Origin of the sequence: Aliivibrio logei (assembly GCF_001691055.1) — a bacterium.
Lineage (GTDB): Bacteria > Pseudomonadota > Gammaproteobacteria > Enterobacterales > Vibrionaceae > Aliivibrio > Aliivibrio salmonicida.
In genome coordinates this window covers 20,079-46,893 of sequence record NZ_MAJU01000032.1, presented here as the reverse complement: position 1 = coordinate 46,893, position 26,815 = coordinate 20,079, and the positions used below count along the sequence as shown (strand labels likewise).

At 39.3% G+C, this 26,815-nt stretch carries 19 protein-coding genes; 8 read left to right on the top strand and 11 right to left on the bottom strand.

Annotated features, from left to right (window positions below; all coding sequences use genetic code 11):
* The first annotated feature begins 133 nt into the window (after positions 1-133).
* Both A6E04_RS20455 and acnB read left to right on the top strand, forming a co-directional pair.
* On the top strand, positions 134-2,401 hold the full coding sequence (locus A6E04_RS20455) for a patatin-like phospholipase family protein (protein WP_065612256.1): 2,268 nt from the start codon (positions 134-136) through the stop codon (positions 2,399-2,401).
* Positions 2,402-2,623: 222 nt separating this feature from the next.
* The gene (gene acnB / locus A6E04_RS20450) at positions 2,624-5,212 is read left to right on the top strand and encodes a bifunctional aconitate hydratase 2/2-methylisocitrate dehydratase (RefSeq protein WP_065612255.1); all 2,589 of its coding nucleotides are present in this window, start codon (positions 2,624-2,626) and stop codon (positions 5,210-5,212) included.
* A gap of 90 nt (positions 5,213-5,302) precedes the next feature.
* Here the strand turns inward: acnB and A6E04_RS20445 are convergent, their stop codons facing one another.
* The 3 genes from A6E04_RS20445 to A6E04_RS20435 form a co-directional block, all read right to left on the bottom strand.
* The gene (locus A6E04_RS20445; protein WP_065612254.1) at positions 5,303-6,442 is read right to left on the bottom strand and encodes a glycerate kinase; all 1,140 of its coding nucleotides are present in this window, start codon (positions 6,440-6,442) and stop codon (positions 5,303-5,305) included.
* A gap of 12 nt (positions 6,443-6,454) precedes the next feature.
* On the bottom strand, positions 6,455-7,720 hold the full coding sequence (locus A6E04_RS20440) for a GntP family permease (RefSeq protein WP_065612253.1): 1,266 nt from the start codon (positions 7,718-7,720) through the stop codon (positions 6,455-6,457).
* Between the two features lie 127 nt (positions 7,721-7,847).
* Positions 7,848-8,993 (bottom strand): sugar diacid recognition domain-containing protein, encoded by a 1,146-nt coding sequence (locus tag A6E04_RS20435; RefSeq protein ID WP_017021769.1) that lies wholly within the window; start codon positions 8,991-8,993, stop codon positions 7,848-7,850.
* Between the two features lie 143 nt (positions 8,994-9,136).
* Here A6E04_RS20435 and A6E04_RS20430 point away from each other — a divergent pair, with 143 nt between their 5' ends.
* The 6 genes from A6E04_RS20430 to A6E04_RS20405 all read left to right on the top strand — a co-directional run bounded on the left by A6E04_RS20430 (position 9,137) and on the right by A6E04_RS20405 (position 15,182).
* The gene (locus A6E04_RS20430; protein ID WP_065612252.1) at positions 9,137-9,505 is read left to right on the top strand and encodes a YacL family protein; all 369 of its coding nucleotides are present in this window, start codon (positions 9,137-9,139) and stop codon (positions 9,503-9,505) included.
* Positions 9,506-9,671: 166 nt separating this feature from the next.
* The gene (locus A6E04_RS20425; protein ID WP_023604547.1) at positions 9,672-10,010 is read left to right on the top strand and encodes a P-II family nitrogen regulator; all 339 of its coding nucleotides are present in this window, start codon (positions 9,672-9,674) and stop codon (positions 10,008-10,010) included.
* Positions 10,011-10,027: 17 nt separating this feature from the next.
* A complete protein-coding gene (locus A6E04_RS20420) occupies positions 10,028-11,257 on the top strand; it encodes an ammonium transporter (RefSeq protein ID WP_065612251.1) in 1,230 nt (409 codons plus the stop codon).
* A 172-nt stretch (positions 11,258-11,429) separates the two neighbouring features.
* The gene (locus A6E04_RS20415; RefSeq protein ID WP_065612250.1) at positions 11,430-12,443 is read left to right on the top strand and encodes a Fe(3+) ABC transporter substrate-binding protein; all 1,014 of its coding nucleotides are present in this window, start codon (positions 11,430-11,432) and stop codon (positions 12,441-12,443) included.
* Positions 12,444-12,510: 67 nt separating this feature from the next.
* Positions 12,511-14,142 (top strand): ABC transporter permease, encoded by a 1,632-nt coding sequence (locus A6E04_RS20410; RefSeq protein WP_065612249.1) that lies wholly within the window; start codon positions 12,511-12,513, stop codon positions 14,140-14,142.
* Positions 14,142-15,182: an ABC transporter ATP-binding protein gene (locus tag A6E04_RS20405; RefSeq protein ID WP_065612248.1), complete on the top strand. Its 1,041-nt coding sequence runs from the start codon at positions 14,142-14,144 to the stop codon at positions 15,180-15,182. The genes A6E04_RS20410 and A6E04_RS20405 overlap by 1 nt, the downstream gene beginning before the upstream one ends.
* A gap of 92 nt (positions 15,183-15,274) precedes the next feature.
* On the opposite strand, the gene A6E04_RS20400 is transcribed toward A6E04_RS20405, so the two are convergent.
* The 8 genes from A6E04_RS20400 to A6E04_RS20365 all read right to left on the bottom strand — a co-directional run bounded on the left by A6E04_RS20400 (position 15,275) and on the right by A6E04_RS20365 (position 26,813).
* Positions 15,275-16,687: a phosphoglucomutase/phosphomannomutase family protein gene (locus A6E04_RS20400; protein ID WP_017021776.1), complete on the bottom strand. Its 1,413-nt coding sequence runs from the start codon at positions 16,685-16,687 to the stop codon at positions 15,275-15,277.
* A gap of 79 nt (positions 16,688-16,766) precedes the next feature.
* The gene (locus tag A6E04_RS20395) at positions 16,767-19,172 is read right to left on the bottom strand and encodes a glycoside hydrolase family 94 protein (RefSeq protein ID WP_065612247.1); all 2,406 of its coding nucleotides are present in this window, start codon (positions 19,170-19,172) and stop codon (positions 16,767-16,769) included.
* Positions 19,173-19,210: 38 nt separating this feature from the next.
* Positions 19,211-21,115, bottom strand: coding sequence for a beta-N-acetylhexosaminidase (locus A6E04_RS20390; protein ID WP_065612246.1), 1,905 nt, complete (start codon positions 21,113-21,115; stop codon positions 19,211-19,213).
* A gap of 21 nt (positions 21,116-21,136) precedes the next feature.
* Complete coding sequence (locus tag A6E04_RS20385) at positions 21,137-22,012, bottom strand: glucosamine kinase nucleotide-binding domain-containing protein (RefSeq protein WP_017021779.1); 876 nt, start codon at positions 22,010-22,012, stop codon at positions 21,137-21,139.
* Positions 22,005-23,732, bottom strand: a complete 1,728-nt coding sequence (locus A6E04_RS20380) for a glycoside hydrolase family 9 protein (protein ID WP_065612245.1) — start codon at positions 23,730-23,732, stop codon at positions 22,005-22,007. Before A6E04_RS20380 ends, A6E04_RS20385 begins: the two co-directional genes overlap by 8 nt.
* Before the next feature lie 51 nt (positions 23,733-23,783).
* Positions 23,784-24,779, bottom strand: coding sequence for an ABC transporter ATP-binding protein (locus A6E04_RS20375; RefSeq protein ID WP_023604539.1), 996 nt, complete (start codon positions 24,777-24,779; stop codon positions 23,784-23,786).
* 23 nt (positions 24,780-24,802) lie between these two features.
* Positions 24,803-25,786 (bottom strand): ABC transporter ATP-binding protein, encoded by a 984-nt coding sequence (locus A6E04_RS20370; RefSeq protein ID WP_017021782.1) that lies wholly within the window; start codon positions 25,784-25,786, stop codon positions 24,803-24,805.
* Position 25,787: 1 nt separating this feature from the next.
* A complete protein-coding gene (locus A6E04_RS20365; protein WP_017021783.1) occupies positions 25,788-26,813 on the bottom strand; it encodes an ABC transporter permease in 1,026 nt (341 codons plus the stop codon).
* Positions 26,814-26,815: the final 2 nt, after the last annotated feature.

Here is a 26,815-nt window from a genome sequence, read left to right as displayed (position 1 = left end):
GCTTTTTTACGTCTGTATAAACGTAATCTACGTTTATTAAGTATATTGTTAAATACCTTACTCTACTAGTTGAGCTTTCTCTCTACGCAATCATCCTGTATTCTTTTCTTATTGTATTTTCAAGGATGATGTTATGCGCTTCAAGCCACTTATATTCCCTTCTTTATGTCTTTATTTTTCTTCTTTCTTAGTGTTAGCTGATGAATCTCGTCCAAAAATTGGATTGGTGCTTGCCGGAGGTGGGGCTAAAGGTGCTGCACATATCGGCGTATTAAAAGCATTAGAAGAAATGCATATTCCCATTGATTACATTACAGGTACTAGTATGGGGGCATATATTGGAGGGTTATATGCATCAGGATTGAGTGCCGATGAAATTGAAGTCTTTATTGATTCCGTGAATTGGAATAGCGGTTTTGTTGATAAAGTTGAGCGAAGTGAAAGGCAAATAAGAGATAAAGAATATGAAGATCGCTACCAAATAGGAACCGATATTGGTTTCTCATTTACAGAATTAAAAGCGCCAAAAGGATTTGTTCAAGGCCAAAATATGGCAAAAATTCTTCGAACAACTTCAGGTAATGTTCCTTATTTAGAATCGTTTGACGATCTTCCTATCCCGTTTAGAGCGGTAGCAACCGATATTGAAAAACTCGAACCTGTTATTTTGGATAAAGGTGATTTGTCCAAAGCGATGATGGCCAGCATGTCAGTGCCAGGAGCCTTGCCACCAGTTGAATATGACGGCCTTTTATTGGTTGATGGTGGTAGTGTTAATAATATGCCTGTTGATATAGCAAGAGAGATGGGAGCGGATATTATTATTGCTGTTGATATTGGTTCGGACTATCTAGAAGCTAAAGACATATCTAGTTATTTATCTGTTATGGGCCAATTGACTAATTACATTGTAAAAAATAGTACTCTCCAACAAGAAAAATTATTAGATGAACAAGACATTTTACTTTCACCTCATGTCGGAAAAATGGAAACAGCAGAATTTGATAAAATGCCTTTTGCTTATGGTAAGGGTTATGATATTGCGTATGAAAAACATAAAGAATTAAATAAATTGGTTTTATCCAAAATTGATTATCAAGCATATTTAGAAGACAAAAAACTGAAAACTGAACAGCTTACCCGTGGTGAATCATTACCAATTAATAAAATAAAACTAGCTAATAATAGTCTATATACAGAGAAAATGCTGTTAGACCGATTGAATCTTAAAGAAGGTAAAGCTTATACCGCGGATGAACTTGAAGGGCACATCAGAGACCTGTATGTCATCGATAGGTTTGAAAGGGTTGATTATTACTATGAAGAAAATAACGTTGGTTCCCATGATCTTATTGTTGAGGTAAAAGAAAAAAGTTGGGGACCAAATTATTTAGACTTTCGTTTTGCTTTAGAAGATGATTTTGATAATCAAAGTAAATATTCATTAGGTATTTCTATAAATTTTACCGATATTGAATTAACAGGATTAAGAGATAATCGTTCAGAATTGAGAACAAATTTCGAATTCGGGACTGATAAATTAATTTCAGCTGAGTTGTATACTCCCTTTTTAGTGAACCAACTATTATTTACCTCTTTTAAATCGATTTATAGTGTAGAACAGAAAAAATTCTCCCTTTCAGGAAATGAGTTGAGCTCAATTGATAATAATTTCCCTCTAGAATACAGTGATCTTGTATTTGAAGGAGCGTTTGGTTTACAGGGGCACCTATGGAGTGATTTTAGAATTGGTGGCCGGTATACCAAGGGTGATGTTGCTTTTACCAGTATTTCAAGTATTGATGCAAGTTATACAAGAGAAGGTATTTTTGCTCAATATCGTCTTGATACACTGGATAATTATACCTTTCCTACTAAAGGCTTCTACGTTCGTTCTGAGTATTTATATTCTCATGATAATGTTGATGATAGCGCTATCGATTCGGATGGGACAAAAGATTCGGTTATAGAGTTTACAGTCAATACAAGAGCTGCTTGGACTCATTCTCGTCATACTTTCGTCGGTAACTTTGAATACGGTATTGTAGAAAATAAAAAAGGTGATTTACAATTAGAACCTAAATCTCTTGGTGGTTTTTTACGTTTATCAGGAACACCAAAAGACAGCTTAACTGGGCAGAATTTAATGTTTGCTAGTCTTGTTTATCGCTATCGTTTAATGGATAACGACTTTGGTTTATTTCAATCCCCTATATATTTAGGTGGCTCAATAGAAAATGGGGGGCTCTGGAATGGTGAAAGTTTTAAAGAAGCTCCAATTTATACTGCAGGGTCTATTTTTGCAGGAATAGACTCACCAATAGGACCAATTATTTTAGCTTATGGTAGAACAGAGCAAAGCCACGAATCGGTATATTTAAGCATTGGTGCAACATTATAATGTTTAAAAGTGCGCCATAAGTCATATGTTGTTTGATGTCGTTAGATTTTAATTTTAAGTTAAATTTGATATAGTCTGGCCACATTTTTAGTCTATATCGACATCATATTCTCTTGTTTTATTGAGATTTATAACAGTATTTAAAAGTTAATGGATATAAACTGAATCGTTTCCAAGGATGTTTACTCATTAAGAGTAGACCAGAAAGTGAGGAATTAAGTCGTGCTTGAAGCTTATCGTAAACACGTCGCAGAACGTGCTTCTGAAGGTGTGGTCCCAAGACCATTAAATGCTGAGCAAGTAGCAGCATTAGTTGAACTAGTAAAAAATCCGCCACAAGGTGAAGAAGAACTCCTTCTTGATTTACTAGAAAATCGCATTCCCCCAGGTGTTGATGAAGCAGCTTATGTTAAAGCCGGTTTTTTAACTGCAATTACAACGGGTGATATTTCTTCACCATTAGTGAGTCGTGAAAAAGCAGCAGAGTTACTAGGTACGATGCAAGGCGGCTACAATATTGATTCATTAGTAAGTTTGCTTGATGACGTCGAATTAGCGCCTATCGCAGTTAAGGCATTATCCCATACATTATTAATGTTCGATTCTTTTTACGATGTAGAAGAAAAAGCGAAGGCTGGCAATGTCTCAGCTCAACAGGTTATTCAATCTTGGGCAGATGCTGATTGGTTTACAGCAAAAGAAAAAGTAGCTGAAAAAATTACCGTTAAAGTATTTAAAGTCACGGGTGAAACTAATACCGATGATTTATCACCAGCACCAGATGCTTGGTCTCGTCCTGATATTCCTGTACATGCGAAAGCGATGTTAAAGATGGAACGAGAGGGCATTAATCCAGATCAAGAGGGCAGTGTTGGGCCAATTAATCAAATTGAAGAACTGCAAAAAGACGGTATTCCATTAGCGTATGTTGGTGATGTTGTTGGTACGGGGTCTTCTCGTAAGTCGGCGACAAATTCTGTTCTGTGGTTTATGGGTGATGATATTCCTTACGTACCGAACAAACGCACTGGTGGTGTTTGTTTAGGTGGTAAGATCGCGCCGATCTTCTACAACACAATGGAAGACTCAGGTGCGCTACCGATTGAATTGAATGTGCAAGACATGAATATGGGGGACGTCATTGATATCTTCCCTTATGAAGGTGTTGTTCGTAAAGGTAGCGCGGAAATCTCTAGCTTTGAGCTTGGAGCTGTATTACTTGATGAAGTTCGTGCTGGTGGGCGTATTCCACTGATCATTGGTCGTGGTTTAACAAGCCGTGCTCGTACTTCTCTTGGTCTTGAAGAGACCGGTTTATTTGCTAAACCAGTTGATCCATCGGCTTCAGATAAAGGCTACACTTTAGCTCAGAAGATGGTTGGTAAAGCTTGTGGAGTTGAAGGTGTTCGTGCTGGTCAGTATTGTGAACCTAAAATGACAACAGTGGGCTCTCAGGATACCACTGGCCCTATGACTCGTGATGAACTAAAAGATCTTGCTTGTCTTGGCTTCTCTGCTGATCTTGTAATGCAGTCATTCTGTCATACATCGGCTTATCCAAAGCCTGTTGATGTTAATACTCACCATACATTGCCTGATTTTATTATGAATCGTGGAGGAGTTTCACTTCGTCCGGGTGACGGTGTTATTCACTCTTGGCTAAACCGTATGCTTCTACCTGATACCGTGGGTACGGGTGGTGATTCACATACACGTTTCCCTCTAGGTATTTCTTTCCCTGCTGGTTCTGGCCTTGTTGCCTTTGCTGCTGCGACAGGTGTTATGCCTCTAGATATGCCTGAATCAATTTTGGTTCGCTTTAAAGGCGATATGCAACCAGGTATTACACTGCGTGATCTGGTTCATGCAATCCCTTACTACGGTATTCAGAAAGGGTTACTAACAGTCGCTAAAGCGGGTAAAGTAAATGAATTCTCTGGTCGTGTACTTGAGATTGAAGGTGTTGAACATTTATCTGTAGAACAAGCGTTTGAGTTATCAGATGCATCGGCAGAACGTTCAGCGGCTGGTTGTACAGTTAAGCTTTCTCAAGAGTCGATTGAGGAGTACTTGAATTCAAACATTGTTATGTTGAAGTGGATGATTTCTGAAGGTTATGGCGATCGTCGTACTCTTGAGCGTCGTGTTACTTCAATGGAAGAGTGGTTAGCTAATCCTGAATTGATGGAAGCAGATAAAGACGCGGAATATGCGCATGTGATCGAAATTGATCTTGCGGATATTAAAGAACCAATTCTTTGTGCTCCAAATGATCCGGATGACGCTCGTTTACTTTCAGAAGTTCAAGGTACAGAAATTAATGAAGTATTCATTGGTTCTTGTATGACAAACATTGGTCACTTCCGTGCGGCAGGTAAAATGTTAGAAGAGTTTAATGGCTCTTTAAGTACACGTTTATGGGTTGCACCACCAACTAAAATGGATAAAGATCAGTTAATTGAAGAAGGCTACTACGGTATATTTGGTCGTGCCGGTGTTCGTATTGAAACCCCTGGTTGTTCTTTATGTATGGGTAATCAGGCGCGTGTTGCTGATAAATCGACGGTAATGTCGACGTCAACTCGTAATTTCCCTAACCGTTTAGGTACTGGTGCTAACGTTTATCTGGCTTCTGCTGAGCTATCAGCGGTTGGTGCGATTTTAGGTCGAATTCCAACGCAAGCTGAATACTTAGAGTACGCTGAAAAGATTAATGCAACAGCAGCGGATACGTATCGTTACTTGAATTTCCATAAAATGGGTCAATACACAGACAAAGCAGATACGGTTATTTTTCAAGAACCTGCTTAATCTTTGTTTATAAATCAAAAAAGCAGCCAATTGGCTGCTTTTTTATTGCGTATTATTTGATTCCATAAGGGTATATTTAGAGGTATTACATTATTTTTTTGCACTCATAGAATAAATAGAAGCTACGTTTCTTGCTGTATTTTCAACATTTATTGCTGCTTCTTTTAGTGCAATCTCTAATGATACAGAGCGAGGAACGACACTAAATACCGCGTCAATACCATAATCATGAACAATAGCACAATCGTCAGATAAACAACCAGCAATGCCAATAACAGGTAAGTTATATTTTTTTGCAGTCCTGGCTACCCCAATTGGTGTTTTACCATGAATGGTTTGGCTATCGATACGACCTTCACCTGTAATGACTAAATCTGCATTAGATAACACATCACTTAAATTAACCGCGTCCATTACGATTTCGATACCAGGGCGAAGGGTGGCATCAAATAACCCAAGCAATGCAGCACCAAGACCACCAGCAGCACCTGCGCCTGCTATATCTTTAACGTCTTTATGTATCTGTTTCTTCATGATATCAGCGTAATGACTCAGATTATTATCAAGTTGGTTAACTATTTTAGGGGTAGCTCCTTTCTGTGGTCCAAAGACAAACGAGGCTCCTTTAGCGCCACATAATGGATTATCTACATCACAAGCGACTTCTAATAGAATGCTATCCAATCGAGGATCTTTATTACTCACATCGATAGTAACTAAGTTTGCTAATGAGCCGCCACCAAAAGCCAGATCATTGCCTTCTTTATCTAATAGTTTAATACCAAGTGCTTGAGCCATACCGATACCGCCATCATTGGTAGCACTGCCACCAATACCCACGATAATATGTTTAACACCTTTATCTAGCGCAGCTTTAATTAACTCACCCGTACCATAGGTTGTCGTATGTAATGGGTTGCGATGCTCAGGTGCGACAAGGTGAAGGCCAGAAGCCGCTGCCATTTCAACAATCGCCGTTTCTCCATTACCTAATAAACCGTAAAAACCGGTGACAGTATTTCCAAGGGGAGCGGTGACTTGGCATTCAATAATTGATCCGCCAGTAGCATCAATTAAAGATTGAACAGTCCCTTCGCCACCATCAGCCATCGGTAATTTAATATATTCAGCATTAGGTAATATTTGTTTAAAGCCAGCTTCAATTGCGGTAGCAACTTCCATTGCGGTTAAACTTTCTTTGTATGAATCAGGAGCGATAACAATTTTCATAATAAAGCCTTATTAAACAAATAAACCGAAGACGCCAAAAATAAGAGTAGAGACGGTAGCGATCATTAGACCGACTGCTGATTCGTAAGGGATTAGTTTTAAGCGTTCTTTCATATCCATATGAACAGCACCGCCTGTCGCATGAAAGAAACTGCCGTGTGGCATGTGGTCAAATACCGTTGCACCTGCATGAATCATTGCGGCACCAGCAAGAGCAGGCACGCCAAGCTCTAGGATAGTATGACTAAATACACTTGCAGCAACGGCAGTACCGGCTGTGGTTGATGCTGTTGCTAATGACATCATGGCACCAGAAATTGGCGCTAATAAGTAAGAAGGAAGACCAGATGCAGTTAATACTTCAATCAACCCTGATTTGAGACCTGAATTTGCAATAATACCAGCGAGTGTACCTGTACCTAGTAGCATCACTGCAACGGGAGCCATTCGAGATAGACCTGATACTGCAAAATGGTTAGTGTCTTTAAATCGGCCCATTGCTAGAGCACCAAGTAAGCCACCAAGTGGAAGGGCAATTAAAGGGTCAACATTAATTCCTGCGATAGGGCGTAAGGCAAGAAGGCTGATAGCAACAAGAGGGGCAACCATTGAAGCAACAAAACTTGGTAGGCGAGAATGATCAACAGAGACGACTTCGTGTTCTTGAACTTTACTGCCTTTATTCACCAATTTTTTAGCAATAAAGTAAGCGAAAACGACGCCAAATAAACCAGGAATAACACCGGCAGCCATTACCGAAGTTAAAGGAACATTAAAGGCATCAGCAGCAGCAATCGCATTTGGGTTAGGTGACATCACATTACCTGCTTTACCGCCACCAACCATAGCTAATAGAATTGCCATTTTTGAAAGGTCAGCACGACGAGCAATCGCTAATGCAATCGGAGCAACGGTAATTACTGCTACGTCAACAAAGACACCTACGGCAGTTAAAATCATCGTTGCGACGGCGAGTGCGAGTAAAGCTCTGGTTTCTCCTACTTTTTTAACAATAGTTTCAGCTATCGAAGTTGCTGCTCCTGATTCAATCAGAACACCAGCAAGAACACCTGCAGCTAGAATTCGAAGTACTGCTGTAACGATACTTTGTGCACCGCCAATCATTAAATTTACAGTATCGGTTAAAGACACGCCACCAACGATACCACCGATAAGCGCACCAATGATCATGCCATACGCAGGCGGTACTTTTCTCAAAATGAGCGTAATTGAAACGGTGAGAGCGGCCAGTGCACCCAAAGTAGATACTTCGATCATATTAATGTTCCGTTTAATAATTAAGATGTCGGTAATCTATCGGTAACAACGATAATAAGCTTTAGACTAATGACCAAATTTAATTGACATATAGTCTATTTTATTGTGCAGATGCACAAAGTGTGACTTATTGTTCATGCATTAATGTCGCTAGATATAAATATGTAATTTCATTTATCTTATTGATATCTAAGCCTGTTTCTTTTTGTATGTTATCTAATCTGTATCGTAATGTATTTCTATGTATGTGGAGAGCATTGCAGGTTTGAGCTGAATCACAATTATGGTTAAAAAAAGCGTGGAGCGTTTTAAGTAATACTCCTTTTGAATCGTGAGCATTAAGTTTTGTTATTGGCAGTTTCAATTGTTCCGAGCGCCAATTATCTGATTTGAGACCATTAATTAATACAGGAAGAACATTATCTTGATAAAAAAGAATTCGATTTTTTGAGTTTGCAGTGTTCATTGTGGCTTTTGCTGTCATATAGGACTGTGCAAGTCCTTCTATTGTTGGAAAATAATCACCGAGTGCTATTTTTATCGTAAATTTTTCATCATGAGAAATTCGTTGAAAAAGTTGGCGAATACGCTTTTCTTCATAAGTACGGTTCCAGCCATTTTCAGTTAATGTGATTGGTTTCAAAACGACGACTTCATTTAATGTAACTGAACTAATAGCAACCAGATTATCTCGTTCAGGATATTCCAATAAATGGACAAGTTTTTGTAAATGAGTCAGAGATAAATTTTCTCCTTTAAAAGAATCTACTTTTATAATTGTAGCTATTCTTGGTTGTTGAAGATCGAGTTCTAACCGCTCTGCAATAGAGTTGAGTTGTTGTGTATTTAAATCTGAAGGTTGAATTAATTGCAGTACTAATTCTTCTTTGTGCCTTTTTGACCATTGTATTTCAGTCATTAAAGCCGCTTGTTCTATGATGAGTTCTGCGGTCATTTTAACGAGTTCACCATATTGTTGTATTTCGCAAAGCTTTCCAGAAACGCCAACAGCACCAATAACCGTATTTTGAAAAATAATAGGGAGATTTATTCCCGCTTTTACACCACGTAATTGTAATGCGGTGGCGTTATCTATTTCGACGATTCTATTTTCATTAATCGCTAAAATAGCCCCCTCATGACGACAGTGTAATCTTGTTTGGTCACCTGAACCGATAATCACGCCGTATTCATCCATTACATTGACTGAATGCTTAATTATTTTCATTGTTCTTTCTACGATTTGTTTCGCAATGATAGTGGTTAACTGCATTATAAAATCTCGTTAATCATAAGGTGAAGCTACGGTTAGCTATAAAAAAAGCAGGGATGAGATTATACTGAAAGAAAATAGCTCAACGTTATCTTTGATTTTAAACGTGTGAGTTAACGCCAATATTATCGTTAGGATATCCAATGGATTACGAATTTAAGAAAAACACACTTGATGGCACTTATCATGCAAACTTTTCGATGGGACATGAGGCGATGGGTCGTTGGTTGGTTGAAGACGTAGCGAAGAATATAGAGTTATTGGCTGAGTTATATAAACAGATTGCAGCAGTAAAAAATACGCAAGATGAATGGAAACTGTCAGGAAAGGTAATGACATTGGTTTTGACTGACCAAGAGGTTATTGTGCAGGAAAATGCATTATTTGAAAACTCAGAAGAAGAATTTGAAGAAGATATTCATATATACGATGATGAATGTATTTCTGTTTGTGGATTAGAGGACTTTGAAGCGATGCTTCAAAGTTGGGAAGCATTTATTAGACGCTTCTAATTTGCGTTATTATTGCTCATTATTCGGGAAAGGCTGCACTTATTTAGTGCGGCCTTTTTTTTTTTAATAAAATTGGATTATAACTTGTTGATTGTTATGTGTTTGAAAGTTGGCACACGAATTGGATTATTAATTATAAGTTGCAAATAATTCGAAGGATTTAATCATGAAAATAATTAATGCCATTATTAAACCATTTAAGTTAGATGATGTTCGTGAGGCGCTAGCGGATGCTGGGGTTGATGGAATGACGGTCTCTGAAGTAAAGGGATTTGGTCGTCAAAAAGGACATACAGAACTGTATCGAGGGGCTGAGTATCAAGTCGATTTCTTACCGAAAGTAAAATTGGAAATTGCAGTTCAAGCAGAATATGTAGATAACATCATTGACGCCATTGTGAAAGCGGCTCATACCGGAAAAATTGGTGATGGTAAAATTTTTGTTTATGACCTTCAGCAAGCGGTACGTATTCGTACTGGTGAAACTGACACTGAAGCACTTTAAGGATAGAGGACAATATTATGGAACTTTCAATTACAGTATCAGAACTTCGCTATGCCCTTGATACCTTCTTCTTTTTAATGTCTGGCGCTCTTGTTATGTGGATGGCCGCCGGCTTTGCAATGTTAGAGGCTGGTCTAGTTCGCTCAAAAAATACCACTGAAATTTTAACTAAAAATCTTTGTTTGTATGCGATAGCTTGTACAACATACTTAATTGTCGGTTATAACATTATGTATGTTGATAATGCGAGTGGGGGTTTTCTACCTTCATTCGGAACATTAATTGGAACTCAAGTAGAAGGTGCAGATCACTCATTAGAGTCTGATTTTTTCTTTCAAGTTGTATTTGTTGCGACTGCAATGTCAGTTGTTTCTGGTGCCGTGGCTGAGCGAATGAAATTATGGTCTTTTTTAGTCTTCTCTGTGATTTTAACCGCGTTTATTTATCCGATGGAAGGGTATTGGACATGGGGGGGTGGTTTCTTATCAGAAGCTGGGTTTAGTGATTTTGCTGGTTCAGGTATTGTTCATATGGCAGGGGCTTCAGCGGCATTAGCCGGAGTATTATTACTCGGTGCACGTAAAGGTAAATATGGTAAGAAAGGTCAAATCTATCCAATTCCAGGGTCTAATATGCCATTAGCAACATTGGGTACTTTTATTTTATGGTTTGGTTGGTTTGGTTTTAATGGCGGCTCTCAATTGATGATTTCTGATTTTGAAAATGCGACAGCAGTCGGCCAAATCTTCTTAAATACGAATGCAGCCGCAGCTGCAGGGGCGATAGCTGCGTTATTTGTGTGTAAAACAACGTGGGGAAAAGCTGATTTAACAATGGTATTAAATGGGGCGTTAGCAGGTCTTGTTGCTATCACAGCAGATCCGTTATCACCTTCTCCTTTAGCTGCTGTTATTGTGGGTGCCGTTGCTGGAGCGTTAGTTATCTTTAGTATTGTGGCCTTTGATAAAATTAAAGTTGATGATCCAGTAGGGGCGATTTCAGTGCATGGTGTTTGTGGCTTCTTTGGGTTAATGGTTGTGCCACTGAGTAATGCGGATGCTAGTTTTGGTGCTCAGTTATTGGGAGCCGTTGTTATCTTTGCTTGGGTGTTTATAGCAAGCCTTGTGGTTTGGGCAATAATTAAAGCAACCATCGGAATTCGAGTTACAGAGGAAGAGGAACTAGAAGGGATGGATGTTCATGATTGTGGTATTGATGCTTATCCTGAGTTTGTCAGTGTGAAATAAACAGCATTGCTAATATGTTGTTACATAATTATTAACCTCAATGCGGTCGTATTGAGGTTTTTCTTTATAAAAGATGAGTCTGGTCATTGTCATTTTTAAATTCATTTGTATAATATCGATATTGATAAGTATTCTTATTACCATTTGTAACTAGAGATTTTAAAGGAATATCATGAAAAAGTTATTATCAGTTTCTGCATTAATTGCAGGCGTATTCGCACCAAGTGTTATGGCTGCAGAAGAAGTGAATGTTTACTCTTACCGCCAACCTTTCTTAGTTGAGCCAATGTTTAAAGAATTCACTAAAGAGACTGGTATTAAAGTTAACGTGAAATTTGCTAAGAAAGGGCTGGCTGAAAAATTAGCTCAAGAAGGTGAGTTAAGTCCTGCTGACGTTATTCTAACTACCGACATTAGCCGTCTTGCTGAATTAACGAATAAAAAATTAGTTCAACCTGTTGATAGTAAAACTATTGATGCGAACGTACCCGCTCAATACCGTGACGCAGACGATGAATGGTTTGCATTAACACTTCGTGCTCGTAACGTGTATTCATCTCGTGATCGTGTGGGTAAATTAGGTGCTGATTTTGATTATGCTGATTTAGCTAACCCTGAGTGGAAAGGAAAAATTTGTACTCGTAGTGGTAAGCACCCTTACAATGTATCTCTTGTTTCTTCGATGATAGCTCATCATGGTGAAGCAGAAGCTAAAACATGGTTAGAAGGCGTAAAAGCAAACCTTGCACGTAAACCTCAAGGTAATGACCGTGCTCAAGTTAAGGCGATTAAAGAAGGCCTTTGTGATGTTGCTTTAGGTAACAGTTATTACCTAGGTAAAATGGTGAATGATCCTAAGCAAGTATCATGGGCTGAGTCGGTATACATTAATTTCCCTAACCAAAATACTGATGGTACACATGTAAACATCAGTGGTATGGCGATGGCTAAATATGCACCGAATAAAGACAATGCATTAAAATTAATGGAGTTTTTAACTGGTGATGTTGCTCAAGGCATGTACGCTGAAGTGAACTACGAATATCCAGTTAAGCCAAGTGTTAAACCTTCAGAGTTAGTGGCATCGTGGGGTGAATTTAAAGCGGATACTCTACCTTTAGATGAGATTGCAGATAACCACACGAAAGCAATTAAACTTTTAGATGAAGTGAAGTTTGATCTTTAATTTGATATTTACTATTGGTGAGGTAACAATACCTCATCATTTTTAAAAGAGCCTTGTTGTTTAGGCAATGAAAGAAAAATTATTATTCTGGAAAACCGGTAGTTGGAGTATTTCTCTACTACTGGTTTTACCGATCCTAGCGATCTTATATACCGCCCTTGGTAATACTGATGACATCTTTACGCACTTATTTAATACGGTGCTACCTACTTATGCCTTAAATACGGTGTTATTAGTTTTTGGTGCGATGTTCTTCTCTCTTATTTTAGGTGTTCCTTCCGCATGGTTTATGGCTATGTGTCGTATCCCATCAGCTTCAGTTTTACAGTGGGCACTTGTGCTTCCTTTAGCTATGCCTGCATATATTGTCGGTTATATCTATACCGACTGGTTAGATTTTGCAGGGCCAATTCAAATCCTTTTAAGGGATGTTTTTGGGTGGCAATCTTATTCTGATTATTGGTTTCCTGATATTCGGACATTAACTGGCGCGATTCTTGTTATGTCTCTTGTGCTGTATCCCTATGTGTATTTGCTTGCTCGTGCTGCCTTTATGGAGCAAAACATTAGCTTATTACAGTCAGCTCGTTTGTTAAAATGTACCCCGTGGGAAAGCTTTAAGCGTATATCGTTACCTTTAGCTCGACCTTCTATTGCTGTGGCTTTATCTTTAGTGGCGATGGAAGCTTTAGGGGATTTTGGTACGGTGAGTTATTTTGCGGTGAATACGTTAACTACCGCAGTTTACGATACGTGGTTAGGCTATTCCAATTTAAATGCAGCAGCGAAAGTATCAGCCTTCATGTTAATGGGCATTCTTTTACTGATCAGTGGTGAGCGTTATAGTCGTCGTAAGCAAAAAATGTTTCAAGAAAAATTTAATACGAATGAAGAGTTTCAATATGAACTTCATGGATGGAAAAAATGGGCTGCATTTATGTGGTGCTGGGGACTAGTATCTATCGCTTTTATTCTCCCTTTGCTGCAACTGATTAGTTATTCTATTGATTATTTTGACGAAAGTTGGACTGGTGAATTTCAGCAATACGCATTAAATAGTTTATATGTTTCATCCATTGCCGCGATCATTGCTGTGTTAATCGCTTTAGTTGTTAATTTTTTATACCGCTTGCATCCAAGCAGTAAGTGGAGTGTGGTCCCGATGCGTTTAGCTTCTTTAGGTTATGCGGTTCCTGGAACGGTGCTTGCTATTGGTGTAATGCTTCCGATGATTGGCTTAGATCATTTTGTTAATGATGTATCTAAACAACTTGGTTTTGGTGTGATTGGATTAGTTTTTTCAGGTTCTATTTTTGCGCTGATTTTTGCTTCTGTTGTGCGATTTTCTGCCGTTGCTATTGGCTCTATTGAAAGTAATTTAAATAAAATCCCACCGTCATTAGACATGGCATCGCGCACTTTAGGTTGTGGAACATGGTCTATGCTACGTCGAGTTCATTTCCCATTAATTCGTCGTGGTTGTTTAATCGCTGGCTTATTGGTCTTTATTGAAACCATGAAAGAGTTGAATGCTGCACTATTGCTGCGCCCATTTAACTTTGAGACTTTGGCAACATATGTATTTAATTTTGCTTCTGATGAGCAATTAGAAATTGCAGCGATGCCTGCGGTATTATTGGTTTTGGTTGGATTGATCCCATTGATCATTGTTAACCGTTCTTTGGAGCGACATCATTAATGAACTCTGCACTATCTATATCTAATTTAACTTGTAGTTACCATGATCAGAATATCCTAACTCAGTTATCATTAACGGTTGAATCCGGTGAAATTGTTTGTTTGCTTGGTGCTAGTGGTTGCGGTAAGACGACATTATTAAAAGCTATTGCTGGTCTTTTACCCTTGTCGGAAGGTGAAATTAACCTTAATGGAAAAGTCATCACAAACAACAAGACGTGGTTGCCACCAGAGCAACGTAATATTGGGATGATCTTCCAAGACTATGCACTATTTCCACATCTTACCGTAAGCGAAAATATTGGCTTTGGATTAAAGGATTGGGAGAAGGTGCGGGCGGCAGATAAAGTAGAATCTATGCTTAACCTTGTTCATTTAAGCGGGTTTGGTGATCGTTACCCACATCAATTATCTGGCGGTCAGCAGCAACGTGTTGCAATTGCAAGAGCGTTAGCCAGCGAACCGGATCTTCTATTATTGGATGAACCCTTTTCTAATATCGACACTCAAGTTCGACATGATTTAATTAAAGAGATCCGCCGTATTTTTAAAGCTCAGGGCGTAACCGCTATTTTTGTGACTCATAGTCGTGAAGAGGCATTTGCTTTTTCTGATAAGTTAGCAGTAATGAATCACGGTGTGATTGAGCAATTCGGTAGTGCTAATGATTTATATTATTCACCAAACAGTCGTTTTGTCGCTGACTTTTTAGGTGGTGGATCGTATGTATCAGGAACGATTCAACAAGATGGAAATATTGATAGTGCCGTAGGTTTGATTTCTTGTGGTCGTAGTACTGAAGATACGAATAAAAAAGCAGATGTATTACTTCGTCCGCAAAATATTACGTTGTATCGTGATTCAAAAGGTACTGCTATTGTTAAAGAATTGCAGTTTATGGGGGATACTTGTCGATACGTAATTGAAGATGATGGGACGCAATTAATTGGTGTGTCTAATGATTCTTTATCTAATGGTGAGAAAGTGAGAATTGATATTAAACCTCATTGCCCAATTGTATTTCTTCAAGAGAACAACTAAGTATTTAAAACAAAAAGAACCCAGCTAATCGACTCAAGAATTAGCTGGGTTAAGTCTTTAGAAATGTATTTTTATTCAAAATACATTAGAAACTAAAGAGAAAGGAAAGCTTTCATTTCATTCAATATTTTTTCTGCTGTTAGTTGATCTTCCATTTCAGCAAAAATTCGTAGTAGGGGTTCTGTTCCTGAGAAGCGAGCAATTACCCAGCCGCCATTTTTAAAATAGACCTTCGCGCCATCTTCATAGCTGACTTTTTCTATTTCATATTCAAATTCTGGTAATTGTTGTTCAATATAAATTTTATTGTACAGTGCTTCTTTTTCGCTTGGTTTAAAAGTACAGTCGCCTTCGGCAGTATAGGCATAACCATATTTAGCATAAATTTCATCAAGCATTTCAGACAGTTTTTTACCAGTAACACTGATCATTTCAACTAATAAGCTTGAAGCGAATACGCCATCTTTACCTTTAATGTGGCCACGAATAGTTAAACCACCCGAACTTTCACCACCAAGTAAAGAATCATCCGCTTCCATTTGTGAACTAATATGCTTAAAGCCTACAGGAACCTCAAAGCTCTTTTCACCATGATCTGCTGCAACTTTGTCTAGTAAGTGTGTGGTTGCGATATTACGTACGACAGAGCCTTTCCAGCCTTTGTACTCAAGAAGATAATAATAAAGCAGTAATAACACTTCATTTGGGTGAATAAAGTGACCTTTTTCATCAATGATACCTAAGCGGTCGGCATCACCATCAGTACCGATACCTATATCATAGCCATCATGAGCAACTAAGTGCTTTAAGCGATATAGCGTAGCTGCATTTGGTGATGGCATTAAACCGCCAAACGACGGGTTTTCACCATCGTTGATAACATCAACATCACAGCGAGCACTGATTAATACTGTTTGTAAGGCATTTTTTGCAACCCCAAACATTGGGTCGATTAACACACGCAAGTTGGCTTTTTTAATTGAATCCATGTCAATTTTATCGATGATAGAATCAACAAAGGCATTCATTGGATTGATGATTTCGATACAACCGTCATTTAACGCGGCTTCAAAATCAACACTGCTTACATCTTGTTGCGTTAGGTGAGCGACTTGTTGTTCAATTTTTTGAGTAATAATTTCATCTGCATCTCGGCCTCCTTCAATAAACACTTTTATGCCATTGTAATCGGCTGGATTATGAGAGGCAGTGATACAAGCTGAGTAAATACATCCCATCTCTTTCGCTTGGTACATAACAATCGGGGTTGGGACGAATCGGTCAATAAAGCTTACTTTAATACCGTTTGCTGCGATTACTTCAGCAAACCATTTACCTGCTTTATCTGAAAGGAAGCGACGGTCATAGCCAATGACAAAGCCTTTTTCTTGAGCTTGTTCATTAATCATAATATTAGATAACGCTTGAGCGACAAGACGTACATTATCTTTAGTGAACTCTTCACCAATAAAAGCGCGCCATCCGCCAGTACCAAATTGAATCATTGTAAATTCCTTTTAGAGTAAGGAGCTTGCTATAAAGCTCCTTACTTTTGTCTTTACATTAGGTCGTTAATTAAACGAACTAACCCATAATAACGATAACGTCATTAACACTGCCTTCCGCTTGAACTGGAACAGCACCGTTAACTTCTTCGCCATTAATCGTGATAGATTGAACGCCTTTACTTACAGAGTTCGGATTTTTAACTTGAATATTGTAAGTCGCACCACGCCATTGACGCGTTACTGAGAATTCAGGCCAATCTGTTGGGATACAAGGATCAACCGTTAAGCCTTCAAACCCAACACGCACACCAAGAATAAAGTTAGTCACAGCGAAGTAAGCCCAGCCAGAAGTACCCGTTAACCAAGGGTGGTTAGCACGGCCATGATCTTGGTGATCTTTACCCATGATAAACTGTACATATGAATACGGTTCAGCCACACGCTTTTCAATCATGTCATTTTGGTTATATGGATTCAGTGCATCGTAAAATTTCATAGCACGGTCGCCACGACCTAATTTTGCTTCAGCGACCCAAGCCCATGGGTTTGGATGGGAGAAGATTGCGCCATTCTCTTTTACGCCTTGGTAAACTCGAGTAACAAAACCGATGTCATCATTTGGTGTTGAGAATGATGGTGAATTTAGGTGTAAGCCGTATTCAGAGAATAAGTTCTCATCAACTGCATCCATTGCTTTTTCGCCACGTTCTTGAGATACCGCGCCAGATAAAACAGCTAGCGTATTTGACTCAAGATGAACTCGACCTTCAGTTTGTTGTGCAGTACCAATTTTGTCGCCATCTTTAGTTAGGCCACGAATGTACCAACCACCTTCTTCATCCCAAAGGTGAGTTTCACACGCTTCGCGTACGTTCGCTGCCATTTCAGAGTATTTAGCCACATCGGCATCATTATTTCGGAATTTAGCTAAATCTAAGAACTCTTCTAATGCCCAGAAATGTAAGAATGAAACCATTGATGATTCACCACCACCAAGGTTTAGACAATCATTCCAATCTGCTCGTAAACCTTTACAAATGCCAGTACGGCCAACATATTCTGCTGAGAAATCTAACGCTGCTTTCATGTGTTCATAAACCGTAGCGTTACCGCCATCAGCGTATGGGATCACTTCATCGAAGAAAGAGTGTTCACCGGTTTCCATTACATATTTGATGATAGTTGGAACGATCCATAAATGGTCATCTGAACACGTATCTTCAATACCGTGGATCTTATCGTCATCCGATGGGGTTGGAACAACCGTAGGTGATTTTGATGGAACAACGTCTGCTTTTTCAGGATCAAACCAATCAGGATCAAATAAGTGTAGACCGTAACCCGCTTTCACTTGGCCGCGTAGTAAATCGACAATACGTTTACGTGTCATTTCAGGATTAGAGTGAGGAACAGAGATCGCATCTTGAGCAGTATCACGGTAGCCAAGGCCTGTACGTCCACCGACTTCAATGAATGAAGCAAAACGTGACCACACGACACAGGTTTCTGCTTGATACAGTGTCCAAGTGTTGATCATCGTATCCAAACCTTCGTTTGGTGATTTAACTTGGAATTTTTCACAACGCTCGCTCCAATGATCTTTGATCTCTTGGAATGCAGCATCAACATTTGCGACATCTTGGTATTTTTTACGTAGACGATCGCCATTGCCTTTACCTAGGCCAAGTACGTAAGCAAAGCGAACTTCTTCACCTGGTTGAATGGTGAATTGTTTATGAAGTGAGCCACAATGGTTGTAACAGGTTTGTGCAGAGTTAGAACACTGACCTTTTTCAACGGCGATTGGATTAGCTTCATCACGATATGCCCCTAAGAAAGTGTCACGTTGGCCGTCGTATGAATCAGGATCAAAGGTTGATGCTAAATAATAGAAACCTTCAAAATCATTGGTGTTGTAGTAAAGATCACATTCAATTACACCTTCAGTATAAGAAGTACCAGCTGAATACAAGGACATTTGATGGTTTTGGTTATCTGATTGAATATGGCTGAATGAGAATTCAACAAAAGAGAATGCAGAGATAACACGAGGCTTATCGCTGGTATTCTTAATTACCACATCCCATACTTCGGCATCTTCACCTTTTGGAACAAATAAGGTTTTGGTTGCTTCAATGCCGTTGTAATCACATTTGAATTTAGAGTAAGAAAGGCCGTGGCGAACTTCGTAGCTTGCTTCATCTAAGCTTTTTGCTACTGGCTGCCATGAGATTGACCAGTAATCACCCGTTTCATCATCACGAAGGTATACATAGTGCCCTGGACGGTCAAAAGTACCGTTTGGACGGAATTTAGTAACACGATTGTACTCTGGAGAATTATAGAAAGAGTAACCGCCAGCATTATGAGAAATAACGGTACAGAATTTTTCTGTGCCTAAATAATTCGTCCATGGAGCTGGTACGTCAGGGCGTGTAATTACATATTCGCGATTGTCGTTATCAAAAAAGCCGTATTTCATTGTTTTATCCTTAACTAAAATACTAATAAATGGGTGACTTATGGTTGACGGAAATTAATACCCTGACGTGTTAGGGTTGGTAATCGTCCATTTAACCTTGATAAAAAGTCTGTCCAGTTTCTGTGTTGTTTTTGTGTCCACATACCTTCAGACATCGCTAAAAGGCGTGGGAAAATCATGTAATCCATGCGTTCTTGGTTATTGATGATTTCACACCAAAGCGCGCATTGAATACCAAGAATTCGTTTACGAATAGGGTCGTTATCAGCAAGCTCTGCTAATGGTTCATAGTTATATGCATCTTCAAGAGGTAGCACGTTAGCCCAATCGACCCCCGGTTCTTCAGGTGCATAATCTTGTGCCATATCTAGGTAAGTAGTTTGGCCTGGCTGAAGGACGACATCAAAGCCTTGTTTAGCACAGTTAAGTGCTGCTTCTTCACTTAACCAAGAGTAGATAACGGTATCTTTACTTACTTTGTTTCCATGTTGAGCTTCTTCCCAACCCAACATCTGCTTACCAAGTTGTTTGAGTTTATTTTCAGCATGACGTAATAAATGACCTTGTAGTTCAACTGGGTCGCTATAGCCTTGTTCTTTCATTAATGCTTGGCATTTTTGGCTATCAGTCCAGACACCTTTAGGTACTTCATCTGCACCTATGTGAATGTAAGGGGCTGGAAATAACGCCGCAATTTCTTCAAGTACAGTATCAATAAAGGTGTAAGTACCTTCAATCGCAGGAGACAACACATTATCGGTGTAATGCTGAATACTGCGGTAGTTTGAATGATCGTCTTTATCAACCAATAAATGAGGTAATGCTTTGATTGCTGCACGGCAGTGTCCCGGAATATCAATTTCAGGAATAACGGTGATACCACGCATGTCGGCATAAGCGATGACCTCTTTGATTTCTTCTTGTGAGTAAAATCCGCCGTGTTTTTTTGCTACGTGGGTATATTGAGGTTCTAGAGTTTCTTCAGGGCCGCGCCATGCGCCGATGTTAGTTAATTCTGGAAATGCTTTAATTTCAACACGCCAACCTTCGTCATCCGTTAGGTGCCAGTGGAAAACATTAAATTTATACTGGGCTAACTGATTGATAAGTCGTTTAACTCTTTCAAGAGGGTGGAAGTGTCTTGCACAATCGAGCATCATTCCGCGGTAATGAAAGCGAGGTTGGTCGATTATTTTTACACATGGAATTGTTTGATTTTGCTCACTTACTAGCTGCAATAAGGTGGCACACCCATGAGAAAAACCTTCGTTTGAGCCAGCTTTAATTTGTACGGTACTTTCTGTAACGGTAAGTTGGTATGCGCCTTTATCCAATGTTGGATTAGACATAAAAACAATATTACCGGTATTTTTGATGGCTAACTCTTGAGATGTTATTGCTGCGAGCTCCTCAATAAGCCATTGTGAGGCACCATTGGCTAGATGCGTCTGAATTTCTAATGACGTTTTATTGCTTAAAACAAATTGCCCATCAAGACGTTGAACCGATTCCGGTTTTGGTATTAATGATAATTCAGCCGAAGCGACTTTTGGTATTTGAGTTCTCTCTGAGTAAGGTGATGCTAAAACGATAGGAGAAATAGAAACATCTAAAAAATAGTTTTTATCATCTTGAGTAATAAAAATACTCGCATCATCAAGTCCATCAGAAATAAAGCGGAACGGGGCCGTTGCAATCGTAAATTCGATATAATAATGGTTGTTTGCTTTTAGTACTTGTTTCTCTTCGGGAGTTAATTTGCAGAAACTACCGACTTGCTCAAGTTTTCCTTGTGTGTTGCTGTTTGGTGCGATGAAGCGATCAATGGTGAAATGAAGTTGCCAATGATGAAGATCTACATCACTTAAATTATGTAATGTTAAACCAAAACGACTTAGGTTGTCTTTTTCAGACAAAACAGCAAGATCTACACGATAATCCATCATATTTTCCTTAATATAATGCTAGAACAGGTTATGTTCTGCTTTTCCTGCCATCATGATGCCACCTTCAATAGCATCAAATTGTGGTTGTACTAAATATTGGCGAATAGAAGGCGATAGCCATTCAACAATGCGTTCCCCAATACTTCCCATTAATGCAATTCTTGTTGCGCCTTTATTATGTAATGCCGTTAAATACATCTCGATGTCAGTTGCTGTTTGTTTTAACAGGTCAATCGCTAACGTATCGCCTTGTAGTGCGAAAGAGAAAATCTCAGGAGAGAATTGGCCATAATCACATGGTCGAGCGCGTTTAGACCAGTCAACGATACTGTCGATATCATGGTTGAAATGATGAATAACATGATCGGTTAGAGTTGTCGTAGGTTTTATACCATCATAAGCTAAAAGGGTATTTTGAATTAAACGTAATCCCATAATTGCCCCTCCACCTTGGTCTGAGATAGGGAATTCTCTTCCGCCGACAATATGTTGTTTTCCATCATTAATATAAATCCCACAAGACCCTGTTCCTGCGATCATTATTGCACCATTATCGCCATTATGAGCACCGAGACAGGCACCATATGCATCAGTATTTAACACCATAGATGCAAACGGGTGTTCTAATTCCATGAATGCATACCATGCCGATTTTTGTTCTGCACCCGCGAGAGCAAGACCAACATGCATACGTGTAAAGTCGAGTTCTGTTAGTTGATGTTGTGACGATGCTTGAGTAATTGCGGTGATAATTGAATCCATCGCGACATTGATACCAAGTAAGATATTCGCACTGCCACTCTTAGCTTCACCAAGTAATTCGCCTTGTTTATTGCGAATTCGAGCACGACAAGATGTACCGCCACCATCAATACCTACATACAGATCAGTCATTATTATTTACCTGCATTGATTGATAAGAATATTGAGATAAAATCGCCAGTAGGTACCATGCACCGTGAGGGATCCATTGCTCTCCCCAACGCCAGTTTTGTAACATGTCATCAGCGTGTGGGACTGGATTAAACGCAATATCGTCTTCATCTTCAAATCCACTAGTAATCCCGTTACATACACCACCTTTAGCATTAAAGAACCCAAGATGAGGAAGGTAATCTGGATTGTTATGTCCATGACCATCTAACATGCACATGTCATAAGGATTTAAACCTAATACCCAATTTAAATTTTGTTGAGCAAAGCATTCGAGTTTTTGTACCGTATTTTTAGAGGTGATATAAGGGAGAGCTAAGTAACTCATGCTTGCCAAAGAACCTAAACGTGCATTTTCACCTTGCCACCAATAGCCCGATTCATTGTCGTGGGCGACAAAAAAAGAACTGCGTTTATTATCATTTACTGGTTTTACATATTGGCGAGGATAGCCAAAAGGGTTACTGACTTCTGATGTTATTGTCAGTTCAAATTGAACGGCTTGAGTTATTGTCAGTTGAGTGTTTGCTCGGCGACTATTATCCGTTTCAATATCGAGGTATTGAGAAAGCGCAATTGCAGGAAGCCCCGCTTCAGCCGCATGGTAATAAGGACGCTCTCCATTTTTAGTTGCAGACCAGAAATTATTTTGATTTTCATCACTTAGTTGGCGAGCAGATAATCTTTCAGCCCACACACGAGCTTCAATTAAGAAAGCGTTATTTTGGGTTGTTTTGAACAGTTCGATAACAGCAAGAAGGGCGCAATATTCATCAATAATATTTTCTTCACCGTTATTCAAGTAATTGAGATTGTTTTCTTTTAAGTGCCAATAGCCTTTAACTGCTGCGCTTAAATACTCGTCGTGAGTAAATTCACCTTCAGTACTTAAACGAGAAGCCGCCGCAAGAGCTGCAATGGATATACCACCACCTTGACGAAAACCAGCTTGATAATCATCAGACTTATGACCATTTTGAGTTGAATAAGCACAGATATCTCGTTGAGTTATATCTTTACTCCATTTATCAAAAACCGTCATATAGAAGAAACCTTCCGGACTTTGCATACGAACTAAGAAGTCAGCACCAAATAACGCCTCTTCCGTAAGACGAGTGCGAGAGAATGCAGCAAAATCCGATAGGTTTTGAGTTAACTCTAAGCCTTTAAGCATATTCCATACAACCATTGGAATTTGCTGAGGGTTTAAATAATTAGCGTAAGATAAGTGGCTTAAATACTTACTGACATCACCCGATGCGTCATACCAACCACCATGAACATCAATGGTTTCTTTGCTATTGATGATAGGGGCTTTTTTATCTTGTTTATCAAAAATACCACTACAACGTTGAGACTTAAAATAATGTAAAACATCAGAAAACGTGTTTTTCATTAGTAAATGGGTACCAATGGTAAAAGGGTGTGATTTACTGTCATTAATCGTGAGAATAAACTCACCTTGTTGATTAAAGTCTGAGAAATCAATCTCTGCAAAATACCCTTGATGCCATTTAGCAATTTGGAGTGATGAAGAAATAGAAAACTGATGTTTTACCTGTTGTGTTTGAGTACAAATAAGGTTGCCTAATAACTCTTTATTAAGAGGTGAATCAGTTAATAATACGGCTGATTTAGGTCCATTATGTTCATATCCAATGTGGTTTGTTAACAGTTGCATCTATTTCTCCAAAATACCAATTACTGCTGTTTGAGGTTAACTTGTGTGAAATTAATTTTCGAACAAGTAACAACGAACAAAATGGTTGTCTGACAGTTTTGTTACGCCAGGCATACGTTCTTTACATTTTTCAGTTACATGAGTACAACGCCCAGCAAAAGGACAACCTACTGATTCTGGAGTCCAAAGAGGAATTTCCCCTTTATTTCCTTTCAGTTTGGTATGAATCGACTTGCTTGGATCAGGTACAGCAGAAACTAACAATTGTGTATATGGGTGTTGTGGATCATGGATGATCTCATCGGTATCGCCCCATTCAACCATATGCCCAACGTACATTACCGCGAGATCTTCCGCGATGTAACGTGCTGTCGCGATATCGTGAGTGATATAAAGTAGAGACATTTCTTTCTCAAACTTCATTTCTTCCATCAGGTTAAGTACACCTGCACGGATAGATACATCAAGCATTGATGTTGGTTCATCAGCCAGAACAACTTCAGCACCTACTGCAATATTACGAGCTAAATTCACACGTTGACGTTGACCACCAGAAAGTTGATGTGGGTATTTTTCTGATGTTTCTTTTGGTGGATTTAGGCCGACCTGATCTAAAAGATCGAAAACGCGTTCTTGTAACTCTTGTTTGTTTCTAGGGTCTACTTTCTTATGGATAAGCAGTGGTCGAGCAATATGGTGAAAGATGTTATGGGTAGGGTTTAGAGATCCAAATGGGTCTTGCCATACCATTTGTACGCCTTCACGATAAGCCATCAGATCGTTTTTCTTGACGATATCCTGGATGTCGCGACCTTTATACTCGATAAGACCGTCTGTTGGCGCATACATTTTTGCTATCATTTTTGCTGTTGTAGATTTACCTGATCCAGATTCACCAACAACAGATAAGCCACGGCTTTTGTACATTTTGAAAGATACGTCATTAATTGCACGCATCATTGGTTGTTTGAGTGCGTTACTGCTGATAGGGAAATCTTTTACTAGATTTTTACCTTCAACTAATAGTTTGCCAAGTGGTTTGCTCATAATTTACTCCAGATAATCCGTTATTATGCTTTTGCTTGTCTAATTGGTTCACCGTATAGATGACAATTAGATAAGTGGCCAATTTCAATCTGACGTAATTGTGTCGGTACTGAACGACATGTATCGTGTACGCGGTCACAACGTGATTGGAAGCGGCAGCCTTGTGGGATCTCAAGTAAATTTAATGGGTTTCCTGGGATACCTGTTAACTTAGTTTTTGGCCCCGTTAGTGGTGGAAATGAACTCCCCAACCCTTTCGTATATGGGTGATAAGGTGAGGTTAAGATCTCTTTTGAAGAGGCAACTTCAATTAACTCACCTGAGTACATGATCCCAATGCGATCTGAAAACTCAACCATTAACGATAGATCGTGCGTAATGAATAGAATAGAAAAACCAAACTCTTCTTTAAGCGCGTAAATTTTCTGTAGAATTTCACGTTGAACGACAACATCAAGTGCGGTTGTTGGTTCGTCCATGATGATCATTTTAGGATTAAGTGCTAATGCAATAGCAATCACCAAACGTTGACGCATACCACCAGAAAACTGGTGAGGGTAATCCGTTAAACGGTTTGGGTGAATATCAACAATTTCTAACAAACCTTGAGCACGAACAATCGCTTGTGCACGAGTCATCGTTGTGTGGCGCATAATTACGTCACAAAATTGCTCTTCGATTGTTAATACAGGGTTCAATGCGTTCATGGCACTTTGGAATACCATGGACATTTCACTCCAACGGAATGCCTGCATTTGTTTATCGCTGTATTTTAAAATATCACGGCCATCGAATATTACTTCACCACCGGTGATAAATGCTGGTGGCTTATGCAAGCGCATTAAAGAGAATGCAATAGTTGATTTTCCACAACCAGATTCACCTGCTAAACCAAAGACTTCACCTTTACCAATGTCAAAACTCACATTGTTTACAGCACGTACATCACCTGATTCAGTAATGTAATCCACACACAGATTGCGGATAGAAATTTGCGGGTCAGTCATATCAATCTTCCCTGTTCCAATTTAATACTGGTTTACCTAGGTCTGGTTTACGCTCGTTTGTATCTTGAGCGGCTAGTTTTTTCCAACGTTTCATTCCTTTGTGAGAACGAAGTTGTGGGTTAGCGATTTCATCAACGGCGAAGTTAAGCATTGCAAGACCGACAGCGAGAAGTGTCAGAGCCATACAAGGTGCAATCAGCTCCCACCATGCCCCAATTAGGATAGATGATGATGTTTGTACGTTGTACAACATGATGCCCCAGCTAATGGTACTTGGGTCACCAAGACCTAAGAATGAAATGGTTGCTTCCATCATGATGGCGTACATTACTGAACCAATGAAACTTGCGCCTACAATTGAAATAAGGTTTGGAAGAATTTCAACAAAAATGATGCGCAATGAAGATTCACCTAAAACCTCTGCCGCTCTAACAAATTCTTTTTCACGTATTGATAAGGTTTGAGCTCGAATAACACGTGCGCCCCATGCCCAGGACGTACACCCAATAATCAAAGTAATGGTTACGGGGCCCGCCTCACCGATGAATGCAGCAAGAACGAACAGTAATGGATATTGTGGAATAACCAGCATGATGTTCATTGCTGCGGTTAAGATATCATCGACTTTTCCGCCGAAATAACCCGCAGAGATACCAATTACGGTTGCTAAGAAACACACCACTAAACCAGCACCAAAACCAACCGCCAGTGATACACGAGCGCCATGAGCAAGCTGAGACCAAACATCACGTCCCATACGTGTTGTTCCCATTACGTGATCTGCTTTTTTAGACATTAATAAAGAACGACGGTCAGTGGCTAAATTTTCTGAAACCCACCCATCAGGATTGTTTTCAGCCGCATTGACAACAAAGCTTGGGTATTCATGTGGATTACCTGTTCGTTTATCTGGTGCGTGGTCACTTAAAAATGGAGCAAATACAGCGACGAAGATAAACGTAAATAAGATACCTAAACCAAACAGTGACTTAGAGTTACCAGTAAGAAGTTTAATTAAGTTTTTCATTA